This is a genomic window from Pseudomonas sp. LH21, from assembly GCF_036549575.1.
GTDB classification, from domain to species: Bacteria; Pseudomonadota; Gammaproteobacteria; order Pseudomonadales; family Pseudomonadaceae; genus Aquipseudomonas; species Aquipseudomonas peradeniyensis.
Genome location: NZ_CP144367.1, coordinates 920,821 through 936,312, shown reverse-complemented (window position 1 = coordinate 936,312; position 15,492 = coordinate 920,821). Strand labels below are relative to the sequence as shown.

Sequence of the window (15,492 nt, the reverse complement as noted above, 5' to 3'; positions counted from 1 at the left end):
CGGCCCCGGCAATATTGGCTGCGTAGCTGAAATCCTGGGGCTGCTACGCAGCCCTTTCGCGGCACAAGGCCGCTCCTACAGGAGTGTGGGTGCAGATCAGGCCAGCGCCTTCTCGATCGCCTGCACCACGGTCGGATCATCCGGCGCGGTACGCGGGGCGAAACGCGCCAATACACGGCCATCCTTGCCAACCAGGAACTTCTCGAAGTTCCAGGTGATATCGCCGGGGAACTCGGCCCCTTCACCCGCCAGCAGGCGATACAGCGAATGACGCTGTGGCCCGTTGACCTCGAGCTTGGCGCCCAGCGGGAAGCTCACCCCATAGTTGAGGCTGCAGAATTCCTGGATTTCCTTCTCGCTGCCAGGTTCCTGGCCGGCGAACTGGTTGCACGGCAGGCCCAGCACATTGAAGCCCTTGTCCCGGTAATCCTGATACAGGTTCTCCAGGGCCTTGTACTGCGGCGTCAGCCCGCACTTGGAGGCGACATTGACCACCAGCACCACCTGGCCCTTGAACGGGGCCAGCGGCAGGTCCTCGCCGTTCAACGCCTTCAACGTCAGGTCGTGAAATGCACTCATGATGAAATCCCCTCTCAGGTTCCCGATTGCCGCTGGGGCGAATCCCGCCCACTAAAAAGGCGCGCGGCCAAACCGTCCACCCTCCTGAGGAGGGCAAGTCCGGCTTGCCCGAGCGCCTGGCGACTCTCTGAGCTTAGCGCAGAAAATCAGTGGTGATGACCACCTTCACCGTGGATGTGACGGTGAGCGATTTCTTCTTCGCTGGCGTCACGCACGTCGACGACCTTGACCTTGAAGTTCAGGCGCTGGCCGGCCAGTGGGTGGTTGCCGTCGACGGTGACGTCGTCGCCGTCGATGTCGCGGATGGTGACGATCTGCATCTGGCCGTCCGGCGCCGAGGCGTGGAACTGCATGCCGACTTCCAGTTGGTCGACGCCTTCGAACATGCTGCGGTTCAGGGTGCTGACCAGTTCGGCCGAGTACTCGCCGTAGGCTTCTTCCGGTTCGATGGCAACGGTCAGCTCGTCACCGGCCTGCTTGCCTTCCAGGGCTTTTTCCAGGCCCGGGATGATGTTGGCGGCACCGTGCAGGTAGACCAGCGGCGCACCACCGGCGGAGCTGTCGATGACCTCACCAGCGTCGTTGGTGAGGGTATAGTCGATGGAGACAGCCTTGTTGGCGGCGATCAGCATGGGGCAAGACCTTTTGCAAAAGAATGTAGAACGGACAAGTGTAACCAACGCATCGACCGATTGCGAACGCGACTCGGACCAAGGGCCGCCCATCAGTCGGATCACCGGCTTCCACCTCGACGAAGAGGGCCACTGGGTGGTCGAGCTGTCCTGCGGCCATACCCAGCACCTGCGCCACCAGCCGCCGTGGCAGGCGCGGCCCTGGGTGCTCGATGCCGACGAGCGCGCCCGGCGCATCGGCCAGGTATTCGCCTGCGGCTGGTGCGCGCAAGGGGCGGTTAGCGATACCCTTGGTCGCTGAATTCCTTGCACCGCTTATTTCGAGAAGCACGCATGCAGACATTTTTCATCGCGCCGACCGACTTCGGTGTCGGCCTGACCTCCATCAGCCTGGGCCTGGTTCGCACCCTGGAGCGCGCCGGGCTCAAGGTCGGCTTCTTCAAGCCGATCGCCCAGCCGCACCCCGGCGACACCGGCCCGGAGCGTTCCAGCGAACTGGTCGCCCGCACCCACGGCATCAAGCCACCCACGCCCCTGAGCCTGGGCCATGTCGAGCGCATGCTCGGTGACGGCCAGCTCGACGAGCTGCTTGAGGAAATCATCCGCCTCTACCAGCAGGCCTGCGTCGGCAAGGACGTGGTGGTGGTCGAGGGCATGGTGCCGACCCGCCATGCCAGCTATGCCGCCCGGGTCAACCTGCACCTGGCCAAGAGCCTGGACGCCGAAGTGATCCTGGTATCGGCGCCGGAGAACGAGGTACTGAGCGAGTTGTCCGGCCGCGTCGAGCTGCAGGCCCAGTTGTTCGGCGGCCCGCGCGACCCGAAGGTGCTCGGGGTGATCCTCAACAAGGTGCGCACCGACGAAAGCATGGCCGACTTCGCCACGCGCCTGCGCGAGCATTCGCCGCTGCTGCGCGGCAACGACTTCCGCCTGCTCGGCTGCATCCCCTACCAGGCCGAGCTCAACGCCCCGCGAACCCGCGACGTGGCCGAGCTGCTCGGTGCCCAGGTACTCAACGCCGGCGACTACGACCAGCGGCGCATGAGCAAGATCATCATCTGCGCCCGCACCGTGGCCAACACCGTGCCGCTGCTGACCTCCGGCACCCTGGTGGTGACGCCGGGCGATCGCGACGACATCATCCTCGCCGTGTGCATGGCCGCGATCAACGGCGTGCCCCTGGCGGGCCTTTTGCTGACCAGCGACAGCAAGCCCGACCCGCGCATCCTCGAGCTGTGCCGCGGCGCCCTGCAGGCCGGCCTGCCGATCCTGTCGGTGAGCACCGGCTCCTACGACACCGCCAACCAGCTCAACTCGCTGAACCGCGAGATCCCGGTGGACGACCGCGAGCGCGCCGAGTTCATCACCGACTTCGTCGCCAGCCAGCTGGACGCCGCCTGGCTGCACCAGCGTTGCGGCACGCCACGGGAACTGCGCCTGTCGCCGGCGGTGTTCCGCTACCAGTTGATCCAGCGCGCCCAACAGGCCAACAAGCGCATCGTCCTGCCCGAGGGCGCCGAGCCCCTGCTGGTGCAGGCCGCCGCCCTGTGCCAGGCCCGTGGCATCGCCCGCTGCGTGCTGCTGGCCAAGCCCGAGGACGTGCAGGCCGTGGCCCGCGCCCAGGGCATCAGCCTGCCACCGGACCTGGAGGTGCTCGACCCCGAACTGATCCGTGGCCGCTATGTCGAACCGATGGTCGAACTGCGCAAGAGCAAGAACCTCAACGCGCCGATGGCCGAACAGCAACTGGAAGACCCGGTGGTGATCGGCACCATGATGCTGGCCCTCGGCGAAGTGGACGGCCTGGTCTCCGGCCTGGTGCACTCCACCGCCAATACCATCCGCCCGGCCTTGCAGCTGATCAAGACCGCGCCGGGCAGCAGCCTGGTGTCATCGGTGTTCTTCATGCTGTTCCCCGACCAGGTGCTGGTCTACGGCGACTGCGTGATGAACCCGCACCCCAGTGCCGCCGAGCTGGCCGAGATCGCCCGGCAGAGCGCCGAGTCCGCTGAATCGTTCGGCATCGCGCCACGGGTGGCGATGCTCAGCTATTCCAGCGATTCGGCGGCCAGCGACGAGGAGGTCGAGAAGGTGCGCGAGGCCACGCGCCTGGCGCAACAGGCCGAGCACGACCTGGTGATCGACGGGCCGTTGCAGTACGACGCCGCCGCCAACCCCGAGATAGCCCGGCAACTGGCGCCGTCGAGCCCGGTGGCCGGACGTGCCACGGTGTTCGTGTTCCCCGACCTGAACACCGGCAACACCACCCACAAGGCGGTGCAGCGCAGCGCCGACTGCGTCAGCCTCGGGCCGATGCTGCAAGGGCTGCGCAAGCCGGTCAACGACCTGCCCCGTGGGGCGCAGGTGGACGATATCGTGCATACCATTGCGTTGACGGCGATTCAGGCCAGTACCGAGCGCTGAAAACAGATGGGGCCGCTACGCGTCCCTTCGCGGGTAAACCCGCTCCCACAGGTATCGCGCAAGGCCAAAGTCATGCACAAACCCTGTGGGAGCGGGTTTACCCGCGAAGGGCTGCGAAGCAGCCCCATCTGTTCAGAACTACAAATTATGGGTACTGCTGCACAGTCCCCTGCTGGTCATACTGCTGACCCGGGATCGGCTTCAGGTTGACCTCGACCCGGCGGTTCTGCGCACGGCCATTGGCGTCGGCGTTGCTGGCGATCGGCTGGTCCGGCCCCATGCCACGCACGCTGACCCGCGACGAATCCACGCCTTGGGAAGTCAGGTAGGTACTGACCGCCTGGGCACGGCGCTGCGACAGGTCCATGTTGTGCTGGCGGCTGCCGGTGCTGTCGGTGAAGCCCACCACCTCGATGGTGTTCTGGTTGAACTGCTTGAACGAGTTGGCCAGGTTGTTCAGCGGCGAGTAGAAGCTTGGGGAGATATTCGCCGAATCGGTGGCGAAGGTGATGTTGCCCGGCATGATCAGCTTGATCTGGTCGCCCTGGCGCTGCACCTCGACGCCGGTGTTGGCCATCTTCGCCCGCAGTTCGGCTTCCTGCTTGTCGGCGTAGTAGCCGTAGCCGGCGGCGGCGGCGCCCACCGCGGCGGCGCCGATCAGCGCGCCCTTGCCGCGGTTGTTGTGATCGATGGCGGCACCGGCGATGGCGCCGGCCAGCGCGCCAAGGCCACCGTACTTGGCTGTCTTGCTCATCCCTGTGGAGCCCTGCGCCTGGCCCTGGTTGTCATACGGGTTGGGGCTGGCACAACCGGACATCAGGGCGGCGGCGGTAGCGACGATAATCAGACGACGCATGGTGAACATGGACAAGCTCCTACTGAAATTCAAAAGTGCAGCGGATCGACTACGGATCTATGCCAGCCTTGGATTGCAGCGCAGCGGAAAAATTCCATGAAACCTCAGGCACGCACGAACGGATTCTCGCGCATCTCGTCGCCGAGGCGGGTGTCCGGGCCATGACCGGTCACCACGATGGCTTCCTCATCCAGGCGGTACAGCCGTTCCTTGATGGAACGAACGATAGCCCGCTGATCGCCACCCCACAAATCGGTGCGCCCGACGCCACGGCGGAACAGGGTATCGCCGGCGATCAGCAACTTGTGCTCGGCGAACCAGAAACTCATCGAGCCCGGCGTATGCCCTGGGGTGTGCAAGGCCACGCCGCAACCGCAGGCCAGCTCCTCGTCGTCGCTCAGCCAGCGATCCGGCGACGGCACCGGCGTGTAGGGCATGCCGAACATCTGGCACTGCATTTCCAGGTTTTCCCACAGCGGCTGGTCGGCCTTGTGCAGGTGCAGCGTGGCACCGGTCAGTTCCTTGAGCTTGCCCGAGGCGAGGAAATGGTCGAAGTGAGCATGAGTGTGGATGATGCTCACCAGGGTCAGGCCGTGGTGCTGCAGGCGGGCGAGGATCTTCTGCTCGTCGCCGCCCGGATCGACGACGATGGCCTTCTTGCTGAGCGGGTCGCCGATCAGGGTGCAGTTGCACTGCAGCGGGCCGACGGGGAAGGTTTCACGAATAAGGGTGGGTAATGGGTTCATGTCTACCTGGGAACATAACAGATGACGACCGCTCGGAGTCGCCCTGCGCAATACGACGGAGGTCCTTTCGATGGTATTGAGGAACGATCTTCACCACAAGCCGCCGGTCCGAGCCTCAGCCATACAGCAACCGCTCCGCCAACATCTGCGCCACCCTTGCCGGCGAGCGTTTTTCCGCCTGGGCATGGGCGAACACCTCGGTCAGGCGCGTGGGAATTCGCGCCAGGTGCGCGGTGATGGTGCCCACGGCCTCACCCCGATGGGTCAACGCCACATAGATCAACCCGCCCGCGTTGATCACGTAGTCCGGCGCGTACAGGATCCCCCGGCTCTCCAGCTGGTCGGCCACCTGCAAGGTGGTCAGCTGGTTGTTCGCCGACCCGGCCACCGCCGCACAGCGCAGCTGCATCACGCTCTGCCCGTTGAGCACCGGCCCCACGCCACAGGGCGCGAAGATGTCGCACGGGGTGCTGATCAAGGCCTCGTGGGCCACCGGGTGGGCACTGAACTGCTCCACCGCCAGGCGCACCTTGCCCGGGTCCAGGTCGCTGACCAGCAACTCGGCGCCCGCCGCGTGCAGTTGCTCGGCCAGGGCATAGCCCACGTTGCCCAGGCCCTGCACCGCCACCCGCAGGCCCTCCAGGTTGTCGCTGCCCAGCCGGGCCATGGAGGTGGCGCGAATGCCGGCGAACACGCCCATGGCCGCATGGGGCGACGGGTCGCCCGAAGCAGTGGTGCTGGTCACGTAGGGAGTGGACTGGGCGATGCAGTCCATGTCGAGGGTCGAGGTGCCGCTGTCCACCGCCGTGATGAAACGCCCCTGGAGACTGTCGACGAAGCGTCCGAAGGCCTCGAACAGCGCCGCGCGGTTTTCCACATGCGGATTGCGCACGATCACCGCCTTGCCACCGCCCATCGGCAGCCCGGCCAGGGCCGCCTTGTAGCTCATGCCCTGGGCCAGGCGAATGGCGTCGGTCATGGCGCTCTCGTCGTCGGCATAGGGCAGGTAGCGGCAGCCGCCCATGGCTGGGCCCAGCTGTTCGCTGTGGATCACCACCACGGCCTTCAGGCCCGTGGGCGGGTCGATGAACAGGTGCAGTGACTGGGCGCGGGTGCTTTGCATGAGCTCGAACATAGACGGGCTCCCCAAAGAGGTGCTCCTACCAGTATAAACAGGTCGAGGCCGGACACCGCACGGGCGGACCACTGGACGAAAAGCCGCGCCAGGGCTACAAGTTAAGCGTGATGGAGAGGTCCCATGAACCCACGCCAAGCCTGCCTGGCCTGCCTGGAACGCGAGCCGGTCGCCCTGCTGGAAGCCGCCCTGTGGATCGCCGCCGAGCATGATGGCACTGTCGACCCCACGGCCGGCCTGGCCCGGCTGCACGAACTGCAACGCGACATCAGCACCAGCCTGCCGATACTGCCGCTCAACGAGTTGGCCCAACCCTTGCTGCGCCAGCTCAACGCCCTGGGCTTCCAGCAGGACGAGTACCACCCGCTGCGACCGCAGGCGGCCCTGATGGACAAGGTGCTGCAGCGCCGCCGCGGCCAGCCGTTGCTGCTGGCCATCCTCGCCCTGGAACTGGCGCGCCGTCTGTCGATTCCGCTGGAGGGCGTCAACTTCCCCGGCCACTTCCTGCTGCGCGTCCCCGGCGCCGATCATCTGCTCGACCCCTGCGGAGGCCGACGCCTCTATCCCAGCGACTGCCGCGAACTGCTCGCCCGCCAGTACGGCCCGCAGATGCCGCTGAGCGCCGAGCACCTGCGCAGCGCCTCGCCGATGCAGATGCTCCAGCGCCTGTCGCGCAACCTGCGCCAGTTGCATACCAGCAACGACAACGACCTGGCCGCGCTGGTCGATGCCGAACGGGTCATGCAACTGGGTCCGGTGCAGGTCAGCGACTACCTGGCCCGCGCGACGCTGTACCAGCACCTGGACTGCCCCCAGGCCGAACGCTTCGACCTGGAGCATGCCCTGCTGCTGACCGACGACCCGCTGCAGCGCCTGAAACTCAGCGAACGCCTCGGTCAGTTGCCCAGCGGCAAGCGCTCAATCCATTAGCGCTTCACCCTTGGGCGCCACTTCACGTGGCCGTGGCGCCCGCACCTGGCTGACCAGCAGCGCCCCAAGCAATGCCGGGATGGCGCAGAAGAAGAAGATCTGCTCCACCGGCATGTGCAGGGTCAGCAGCAAGCTGCCGATAAGCGGTCCAAGGATCGAGCCGAAGCGCCCGACGCCCAGCGCCCAGCCGGTACCGGTGGCGCGCACCTGGGCCGGGTAAAAGTTGCTGACGAAGGCATTGAGCGTCAGCTGGCCACCGATGATGCAGAAGCCTGCGGCGAATACGCTGGGGACCAGCCAGCGCGGGTCGTCGTGGTTGAGGCCGACCAGCACGCTGAATACTGCCGCCCCTAGCAATACGCCAGCCAACAGGCGGGCCTTGTTCTTCATTCGGTCGGCGCACCAGGCCAGGCACACCGCGCCGAAGGTGCCGGCGAACAGGAACAGCGAGGTGACCAGGTTGGCCTGGTTCAACGCCAGCCCGCTTTCCTGCAACAGCGACGGTAGCCAACTGATCATGAAGTACAACAGGATCAGGCTGACGAAGAAGGTACCCCACAGCAGCAAGGTCGGCCGGGCGAAACCGTCGCGGAACAACGCCACCATGGTGAGCTTGCTATCCGCTGGCTCATCGGTGGCGACCTGCGCCGCCGGCACCTGCCAGCCCGGCAGCAGGCGGGTAGTAATCCTTTGCAACCGGGCATACGGCGGCGCATCGCGCAGCAGGCGCGGCAGCGACTCGGGCAGGTACAAGGCCAGGAACGGGATCAACAGCAGCGGCGCCACGCCGCCGGCAAGGAACACCGCCTGCCAACCGTAATGGTCGATGAAGCCCGCAGCGACGAATCCCCCCGCCGCGCCGCCCAGGGAGAAGCCACAGGCCGCCAGAGTGACCATCAGGGTGCGCAGTCGAGGCGGCGCATAGTCGGCCATCAGCGCCATGGCGCTGGGCATGGCGCCGCCCATGCCGATGCCGCAGAGAAAGCGCGCCAGCATCAGGCTGTCGAGCGAGGAGGCGAACACCATCAGCACCGTCAGGCTGGCGTACAGCAGCACGCAGCACAGCAGCACACGGCGCACGCCGAAGCGGTCAGCCAGTGGCGTCACCGCCAGCGAACCGACCGTCAGCCCCAGCAGGTTGGCGCTGAACACCGGCCCGAAGGCGGCCTTTTCCAGCCCCCAGTCCTGGGCCAGCGCGGGGATCACATAGCCCAGCACCTGGGCGTCATAACCATCGGTGACCAACAGCAGGATCAACAGCAGCAGCAGGCGCCACTGGTAGGGTGACACCGGGCGCGCGTCGAGCGCCGCGCGAAAGCTGGCTATCTGGTTGTGCATCGCAAGGTCCCTGTCTTTTGTTGTTATGAGTGCAGGTGCGGGCGGTGGCGATCAGTCGGGCGTGTCGGGCTGCCTCGCCGGGTGGGCCTGGTGGAAGGCCGGGTGCTGCTCGGCCAGGGCGGCCACCCGGCGGATGCGCGGGTAGCCGCCGAGGTCGATGTTGAAGCGCTCGGCCGCGTACAGCTGCGGGATCAGGTAGACGTCGGCGAGGCCCGGCGTCGCTCCGAAGCAGAAGCCGTCATCGCCGATCAGTTGCTCCACCGCCGCCAGCCCCTGGCTGATCCAGTGGCCGATCCACTGGTTGACCTGGGCCTCGTCGTGCCCCAGCTGACGCAGCTGGTTGAGCACGCTGACGTTGTGCAACGGGTGGATATCGCAACCGATGATCGCCGCCACGCCGCGCACCCTGGCCCGGGCTTCGGCCACACGGGGCAGCAGTGGCGTTTCGGGGAAGGCTTCCTCCAGGTACTCGATGATCGCCGGCGACTGCACCAGCAGTTCGCCGCTCTCCAGGCGCAGGGCCGGCACCCGGCCCTGGGGGTTGAGCGCCAGGTAGTCCGCGCCGCGCTGCTCGCCCTTGAGCAGGTTTACCGGCAGGGCCTGGTAGTCCAGGCCCTTGAGCGCCAGGGCGATGCGCACCCGATACGACGAGGTGGAGCGGTAGTAGGTGAACAGTTCCATCGCCCTGCCCCCTCAGTTGGCCGCGACGATGGTGCCGCGGCATTCGCCGAAGCCGATGCTGGCCACGCCCTCGCGCACGCAACGGGCACGCAGGATGATCTCGTCACCGTCCTCGAGGAACTTGCGCACCTCGCCGCTGGCCAGCTCCACCGGGTGCTTGCCGCCCTCGGTGATCTCCAGCAGGCTGCCGAACGAACCCGGCGCGGCGCCCGACAGGGTGCCCGAGCCGAACAGGTCGCCCGGTTGCAGCTGGCAGCCGTTGACGCTGTGGTGGGCAACCATCTGCGCCACGGTCCAGTACATGCTGCGGGTGCTGCTCAAGGTCAGGCGATGAGCCGGCAGGTTCTGCTCGCGCATGCGCTCGGTCAGCAGCAGCACTTCCAGCTCGATGTCGAAGGCGCCGGCGGCCTGGTCGCGCTTGTCCAGCAGGTACGACAACGGCTGCGGGTCACCCTCCGGACGGGCCGGCTGGGCGCAGCGGAACGGCTCCAGGGCCTCGGCGGTGACCACCCACGGCGACACCGTGGTGATGAAGCTCTTGGACAGGAACGGGCCCAGCGGCTGGTATTCCCAGGCCTGGATATCCCGCGCCGACCAGTCGTTGAGCAGGCAGAAGCCGGCCACGTGCTCGGCGGCATCGCCCACCGGGATCGGCTGGCCCATGTCGTTGCCCTGGCCGATCCAGATGCCCAGCTCCAGTTCGTAGTCCAGGCGCGCGCAAGGGCCGAAGCTCGGCTCGGTCTGGCCCGCCGGCAGGGTCTGGCCCTTGGGGCGGCGTACATCGGCGCCGGAGGCACGGATGGTCGAGGCGCGGCCGTGGTAGCCGATCGGCACGTGCTTGTAGTTGGGCAGCAGCGGGTTGTCCGGGCGGAACAGCTTGCCGACGTTCTTGGCATGCTCGATGCCGACATAGAAGTCGGTGTAGTCACCGATCTTCGCCGGCAGGTGCAGTTGGCATTCGCGGGCCGGGTACAGCGCAGCCTTCAGCGCAGCCTGGTGCTCGCTGCCCTCGCCCAGCAGTGCCAGCAGGCGCTCGCGCAGGGCCACACGGGCCGCGCGGCCGAGGGCGAAGAAGGCATTCAGCGCGCCGCCGACGGTGGCCTCGACGGCGGCCTTGGCCGCGCCGTCGAACAGGCCGGCGGCCAGCACGGCCTCCAGGTCGAGGATCGCGTCGCCGATGGCCACGCCGCAACGTGGCGCCTGCCCTGGACGGCTGAAGATGCCCAGGGGCAGGTTCTGCAGCGGGAAGTCGCGGTGCCCGTTGGCGTGCTCGACCCAGCTGCGGGCAATGGCGGTGTGGTTCATCGGTTATCTCCGGTTCGGGTTGAAGGTGCTCGGCAAGGTGGCCCAGCAACTATCGTAGTCGGCCTGCAATTGCGGGCTTTCGAGGGCCTGGCGGCTCGGACGCAGCACCTGGCTGGTCTCGAACATGAAGGCCATGGTGTTGTCGATCTTGTGCGGCGCCAGGTCCACCGAGATGGCCTTGTCGCAGGTCTCGGCGTCCGGACCGTGGGCGCTCATCACCCCGTGCAGCGAGGCGCCGCCGGGCAGGAAGCCTTCGGCCTTGGCGTCGTAGGCGCCGTGGATCAGGCCCATGAACTCGTTCATCAGGTTGCGGTGGAACCATGGTGGACGGAAGGTGTTCTCGGCCACCATCCAGCGCGGCGGGAAAATCACGAAGTCCATGTTGGCCATGCCGTGCACGCTGGTGGGCGAGGTCAGCACGGTGAAGATCGACGGGTCGGGATGGTCGAAGCTGACCGTGCCGATGGTGTTGAAGCGGCGCAGGTCGTACTTGTACGGCACGTTGCTGCCGTGCCAGGCGACCACGTCCAGCGGCGAATGCTGCAGCTCGCAGGCCCAGTGTTCGCCGAGGAACTTCTGCACCAGCTGCACCGGGCCGGTGCTTTCTTCGTAATGGGCGACCGGGGTGAGGAAGTCACGCGGGTTGGCCAGGCCGTTGCTGCCGATCGGGCCGAGGTCCGGAATGCGCAGCGGCGCGCCGTGGTTCTCGGCGATGTAGCCACGGGCCTGGGCATCGAGCAGTTCGACACGGAACTTCATGCCCCGCGGGATCACCGCGATCTCCAGCGGCCCGACTTCGAGCACGCCCAGCTCGGTGGCGATGCGCAGGCGACCTTGTTCAGGCACCAGCAGCAGCTCGCCGTCGGCATTGAAGAACACCCGCTCCATGGAACGGTTGGCGCGGTAGATGTAGATGCTCACGCCAGCCGGTTTCTCCGATGCCGAGTTGGCCACCATCGGCAGCCAGCCATCGATGAAGTCGGTCGGCTCGGACGGGATCGGCTGGGGGCTCCAGCGCAGGCGATTAGGGTTGATGGCGCCCAGCGCGCCGGTCAGCGGCTGGCGCTCCAGGCGCTCGAAGCGCGGGTGCAGCGCCGACGGACGGATGCGGTACAGCCAGGTACGGCGCAGTTCGCTGCGGGTCATGGTGAAGGCGGTGCCCGACAGCAGCTCGGCGTACAGCCCGTAGGGGGCCTTCTGCGGCGAGTTCTGCCCGACCGGCAGGGCGCCGGGCAAGGCTTCGCTGGCGAATTCGTTGCCGAAGCCGCTCAGGTACTCGAGTTCAGGGGAAGTGTCGCGGGTCATCGGTGCCTCCGGGCTGCTGGGAGCCGTTGCGGGCAGCTGGCTGCGGGCCCGATCCTGAAACCGGCACCAAGGGCGGCAGCGCGTCTGCATTGTTTTTATCGTAATCAGATTACGAATAACGTAATTTGCCCGCGCGCAGGCGTCAAGCTATAAAGGCGCCACCCCAAGAAATCCGCATAGAAGTCCCCCATGGCCAAAGCCAGCAGCAGCGCCGACAACGGCAAACAGAAGGTCCGCTCGGCGGAAGTCGGCACCGACATCCTCAAGGCCCTGGCCGAGCTCTCCCCCTCCACCTCGCTGTCGCGCCTGGCCGAGCATGTCGAGATGCCGGCAAGCAAGGTGCACCGTTACCTGCAGGCGCTGATCGCCAGTGGCTTCGCCGAGCAGGATCCGGCCACCAACCACTATGGGCTGGGCCGCGAGGCGTTGCGGGTAGGCATGGCGGCCCTGGGCAGCATCGATGTGCTGAAGGTGGCCGCGCTGCCGCTGTCGCAGCTGCGCGACGAGCTCAACGAAAGCTGCTTCATCGCCGTGTGGGGCAACCAGGGCGCGACCGTGGTGAGCATCGAGCCGGCGGTGCGGGCGGTGACGGTGGTGACCCAGATCGGCTCGGTGCTGCCGTTGCTGAGTTCGTCCACCGGGCTGGTGTTCGCTGCCCATCTGCCCGAGCGGGAGACCGTGGAGCTGCGCGACCAGGAACTGGCCACGCTCGGCCAGACGGCGGCCGACTATGCGCCCCTGCTGGAACAGATCCGCCAGCGCGGCCTGCACCATGTGCACGGGTTGCTGATGCCGGGGGTGGATGCGCTGTCCGCGCCGGTGTTCAACGCCATGGGCCAGATCGCCGCGGTGATGACCGTGGTCGGGCCGACCTCGATCTTCCATGCCGACGAGCACGGCCCGGCTGCCCGGCGCCTGCTCGCCGCCACCCAGGCCACCAGCTGGCGGATGGGATACGGCGCGGATCAGTGAAAGGGCTTACAAAGCATTACGGATTTTCACTGCACAGGCTGGCTATAGTCCGCCTTGCACTTTTACCCGAAACGTAAAGGTGAATGTCATAAGCCGCTATTTTTCCCACGGGATCAAGCGCTTATTCTGATCTCACTGGCCGGCACGAAGGGCTCTCCCCCCCCGCCTTTCGGGCCCGCCCAGGTTCACCGACGTTGATTTTGAAGCTCCTTGATCTAACGTCTCGATTGGCCGCTGCGATTGCAGCGGCCTTTTTTATTTGTGCAAGAATCGCCTGGCGGAGCCTGGTGGGAATGGGCAGGCTGAGTGCGGGCTGCGTGCGAACGAGGCTGCGTAGGAGCGGGTATGCGAGCGAGACCGCGTGGGAGCGGGCTTGCCCCGCGATCACGGGCGAAGCCCGTGCCATGTGGCGCCGTTGCCTGGACCGGCCTCATCGCGGGGCAAGCCCGCTCCCACGCATACCCCGCTCGCATGCCCGCTCACAAGCCTGCTCACATGCCACGCACGCAAACCCGACCATGCCGTGATACGCGCGCCTCAACCCAACGGATACTTCTGCAGGTTCGCCATCATCTGCTGCAACGCCTGCAGGCTGTCCTGCGGATGCCCGGCGCCCTCGAAGTCGCCGATCCGCGCCCAGTTGTCCGCCACCTGCTCGGGCGTGAACCCTTCGCGCGGGTCAAACCCCACGCCCTGACTGCGCTCCCAGCGCACCTTGCCGACCCAGCCGCCGCCCACCTCGAACAGCTCGCCGCTGTCCTGGCACTGATCGCTCCCCAGGTACACCACCAGTGGGCTGATCAGCTCGGGTTGCAGCCGCTCGAACACCTGCGGCGGGATCAGCCCCTCGGTCATGCGCGTGCCGCCGGTCGGGGCGATGGCGTTGACCAGGATGCCGTGCTTGCGGCCCTCGATGGCCAGGGTGCGGGTCAGCCCGTAGAGGCCGAGCTTGGCCATGCCGTAGTTGGCCTGGCCGAAGTTGCCGTAGATGCCCGAGGTGGACGAGGTGAAGATCACCCGCCCCCAGTTCTGCGCCCGCAGGTGCGGCCAGGCGGCGTGGGTGACCTTGTAGGCGCCCTCGACGTGCACGCGGTAGACCAGGTCCCAGTCGCTGTCCTCCATCTTGTGGAAGGTCTTGTCGCGCAGGATGCCGGCGTTGTTGACCAGCACATCGACCCGGCCGAAGGTGTCCAGGGCTTGCTCGACGATGCGCGCGCCGTCAGTGACCGAGTCATGGTTGGCGATCGCCGAACCGCCCGCGGCGCGGATCTCCTCCACCACGCGGTCGGCCGCCGAGGCGTTGGCGCCTTCGCCATGGGTCGACCCGCCCAGGTCATTGACCACCACGTGCGCACCGCGCGCGGCGAACAGCAACGCATGGGCCCGGCCCAGGCCGCCACCGGCCCCCGTGACGATCACCACTCGATCCTGCAGACGTACTGGTTCGCTCATGCTCAAGGCTCCTGGCAATGAAAGGATGCAACGCAGTCTCCGTCAGCCGCCGGGGCCGGGCAATCAAGCGCACCATGGCGAATGCCGCCCGATAACGCCTGGCGATGATCGCCCGGTCAGGACCAGGCGACCTTCAGCGGCACATAGCTCATCGGTTGTTCACGAAAGGCCAGGTAGTGGCGCAGCACCTGCACCGGCGCCTCGGTATGCGGGTAATGGCCGATGCCCTGCAGCACCACGGTATCCGGCTCCGGCACCAGTTCGCGGTAACGTTCGACCATGTGCGCGCCGGACAGCGGATCCACCGCGCCATTGATGAAGCGCAGCGGCACGCCCGGGCGTTGCAGCGCCGCGACCCAGCGTTCGCGCTGGGCCCTGCGCTCGGGCAGGAAGCTGATGAGCCGATGCAGGATGCGTGGGCCGCGATTGGAGGCGATCAGGCTCCAGTAGTCGTCCAGGGCGCTTTCGCTGGGGTGGGTGCAGGGGCCGTAGACCTGGGTGACGTTGCGCACCAGGTCGTCGCGCCCGAACGAGCGCCCGACCAGCCAGCCCAGGCGGCTGAGCAGCAGCTTCTGCACCAGCAGCACGCGGCAGCTCTCGGGGAACAGCCCGCTGTTGAGGAACACGCAACTGGCCACCTCGAGCCGCCGCTCATGGTGCCTGGCCAGCAGTTCCTGGGCGACGCTGCCACCATAGTCATGGGCCAGCAGGTGCAGCGGCTGGTCGATGCGCAGGTGCGCCAGCAACGCCTGCTGCAGGTCGGCCTGCTCGAGCAGGCTGTAGTTGTGGTCCGCGGGCTTGGCCGAGTCGCCGAAGCCGAGCATGTCGCAGGCCACCACGCGAAAACGCTGGGTCAGGGGTGCCCACAGGTAGTGCCAATCCCAGCTGGCCGTGGGGAAACCGTGAAGCAATAGCAGGGGCTCTCCTTGCCCTGCCGTCCAGTAGCGGATGCTCTGGCCCCGGAAGGTGAAACCCTGGCTCCGGGTGCGCCAGACGCACAATGGAATCTCGGCCAGTGGCATCACGGTCGTCCCGGTGGATAAGTGTCGGAAGAGGGCAAGGCTGCGTTCATTGCATGTCACCTCGGCACATACATGTGCTCTCTATGTCGAGGCTCAGTCTAGAAGCCTATACGAA

Annotated in this window: 15 protein-coding genes; 4 read left to right on the top strand and 11 right to left on the bottom strand. The window is 66.7% G+C overall.

The window, feature by feature from the left end; all coding sequences use genetic code 11:
* Positions 1-96: 96 nt before the first annotated feature.
* Together VUG52_RS04445 and VUG52_RS04440 are read right to left on the bottom strand one after the other, a co-directional pair.
* Entirely contained in the window at positions 97-579 is a 483-nt protein-coding gene (locus VUG52_RS04445; protein ID WP_050706852.1) for a glutathione peroxidase, read from the bottom strand.
* A 146-nt stretch (positions 580-725) separates the two neighbouring features.
* Positions 726-1,211, bottom strand: coding sequence for an FKBP-type peptidyl-prolyl cis-trans isomerase (locus VUG52_RS04440; RefSeq protein WP_050706853.1), 486 nt, complete (start codon positions 1,209-1,211; stop codon positions 726-728).
* Between VUG52_RS04440 and VUG52_RS04435 the strand changes: the two genes are divergently transcribed.
* Positions 1,210-1,512: a DUF3565 domain-containing protein gene (locus VUG52_RS04435; RefSeq protein WP_062572837.1), complete on the top strand. Its 303-nt coding sequence runs from the start codon at positions 1,210-1,212 to the stop codon at positions 1,510-1,512. The genes VUG52_RS04440 and VUG52_RS04435 overlap by 2 nt on opposite strands.
* Positions 1,513-1,544: 32 nt before the next feature.
* Positions 1,545-3,635, top strand: a complete 2,091-nt coding sequence (gene pta / locus VUG52_RS04430; protein ID WP_050706854.1) for a phosphate acetyltransferase — start codon at positions 1,545-1,547, stop codon at positions 3,633-3,635.
* 145 nt (positions 3,636-3,780) lie between these two features.
* On the opposite strand, the gene VUG52_RS04425 is transcribed toward pta, so the two are convergent.
* From VUG52_RS04425 to VUG52_RS04415, 3 genes are all read right to left on the bottom strand, one after another.
* Positions 3,781-4,500, bottom strand: a complete 720-nt coding sequence (locus VUG52_RS04425; protein WP_028689530.1) for an OmpA family protein — start codon at positions 4,498-4,500, stop codon at positions 3,781-3,783.
* 95 nt (positions 4,501-4,595) lie between these two features.
* Complete coding sequence (locus VUG52_RS04420; RefSeq protein ID WP_050706855.1) at positions 4,596-5,237, bottom strand: MBL fold metallo-hydrolase; 642 nt, start codon at positions 5,235-5,237, stop codon at positions 4,596-4,598.
* Between the two features lie 115 nt (positions 5,238-5,352).
* Positions 5,353-6,372, bottom strand: a complete 1,020-nt coding sequence (locus tag VUG52_RS04415; RefSeq protein ID WP_050706856.1) for a Leu/Phe/Val dehydrogenase — start codon at positions 6,370-6,372, stop codon at positions 5,353-5,355.
* A 123-nt stretch (positions 6,373-6,495) separates the two neighbouring features.
* Here VUG52_RS04415 and VUG52_RS04410 point away from each other — a divergent pair, with 123 nt between their 5' ends.
* The gene (locus VUG52_RS04410; protein WP_050706857.1) at positions 6,496-7,302 is read left to right on the top strand and encodes a SirB1 family protein; all 807 of its coding nucleotides are present in this window, start codon (positions 6,496-6,498) and stop codon (positions 7,300-7,302) included.
* Here VUG52_RS04410 and VUG52_RS04405 read toward each other — a convergent pair.
* The 4 genes from VUG52_RS04405 to hmgA are packed head-to-tail and all read right to left on the bottom strand — an operon-like array spanning position 7,291 to position 11,931.
* Positions 7,291-8,640 (bottom strand): MFS transporter, encoded by a 1,350-nt coding sequence (locus VUG52_RS04405; RefSeq protein WP_050706858.1) that lies wholly within the window; start codon positions 8,638-8,640, stop codon positions 7,291-7,293. The genes VUG52_RS04410 and VUG52_RS04405 overlap by 12 nt on opposite strands.
* 51 nt (positions 8,641-8,691) lie before the next feature.
* On the bottom strand, positions 8,692-9,321 hold the full coding sequence (gene maiA, locus VUG52_RS04400; protein WP_050706859.1) for a maleylacetoacetate isomerase: 630 nt from the start codon (positions 9,319-9,321) through the stop codon (positions 8,692-8,694).
* Between the two features lie 12 nt (positions 9,322-9,333).
* Entirely contained in the window at positions 9,334-10,626 is a 1,293-nt protein-coding gene (gene fahA / locus VUG52_RS04395; protein ID WP_262952235.1) for a fumarylacetoacetase, read from the bottom strand.
* Between the two features lie 3 nt (positions 10,627-10,629).
* Positions 10,630-11,931, bottom strand: a complete 1,302-nt coding sequence (gene hmgA, locus VUG52_RS04390) for a homogentisate 1,2-dioxygenase (RefSeq protein WP_050706861.1) — start codon at positions 11,929-11,931, stop codon at positions 10,630-10,632.
* A gap of 189 nt (positions 11,932-12,120) precedes the next feature.
* Here hmgA and VUG52_RS04385 point away from each other — a divergent pair, with 189 nt between their 5' ends.
* Complete coding sequence (locus VUG52_RS04385) at positions 12,121-12,903, top strand: IclR family transcriptional regulator (protein WP_050706862.1); 783 nt, start codon at positions 12,121-12,123, stop codon at positions 12,901-12,903.
* 537 nt (positions 12,904-13,440) lie between these two features.
* Here VUG52_RS04385 and VUG52_RS04380 read toward each other — a convergent pair.
* Together VUG52_RS04380 and VUG52_RS04375 are read right to left on the bottom strand one after the other, a co-directional pair.
* Positions 13,441-14,355 (bottom strand): SDR family oxidoreductase, encoded by a 915-nt coding sequence (locus tag VUG52_RS04380; RefSeq protein WP_050706863.1) that lies wholly within the window; start codon positions 14,353-14,355, stop codon positions 13,441-13,443.
* A 116-nt stretch (positions 14,356-14,471) separates the two neighbouring features.
* Positions 14,472-15,377, bottom strand: a complete 906-nt coding sequence (locus tag VUG52_RS04375) for an alpha/beta fold hydrolase (RefSeq protein WP_050706864.1) — start codon at positions 15,375-15,377, stop codon at positions 14,472-14,474.
* Positions 15,378-15,492 lie beyond the last annotated feature (115 nt).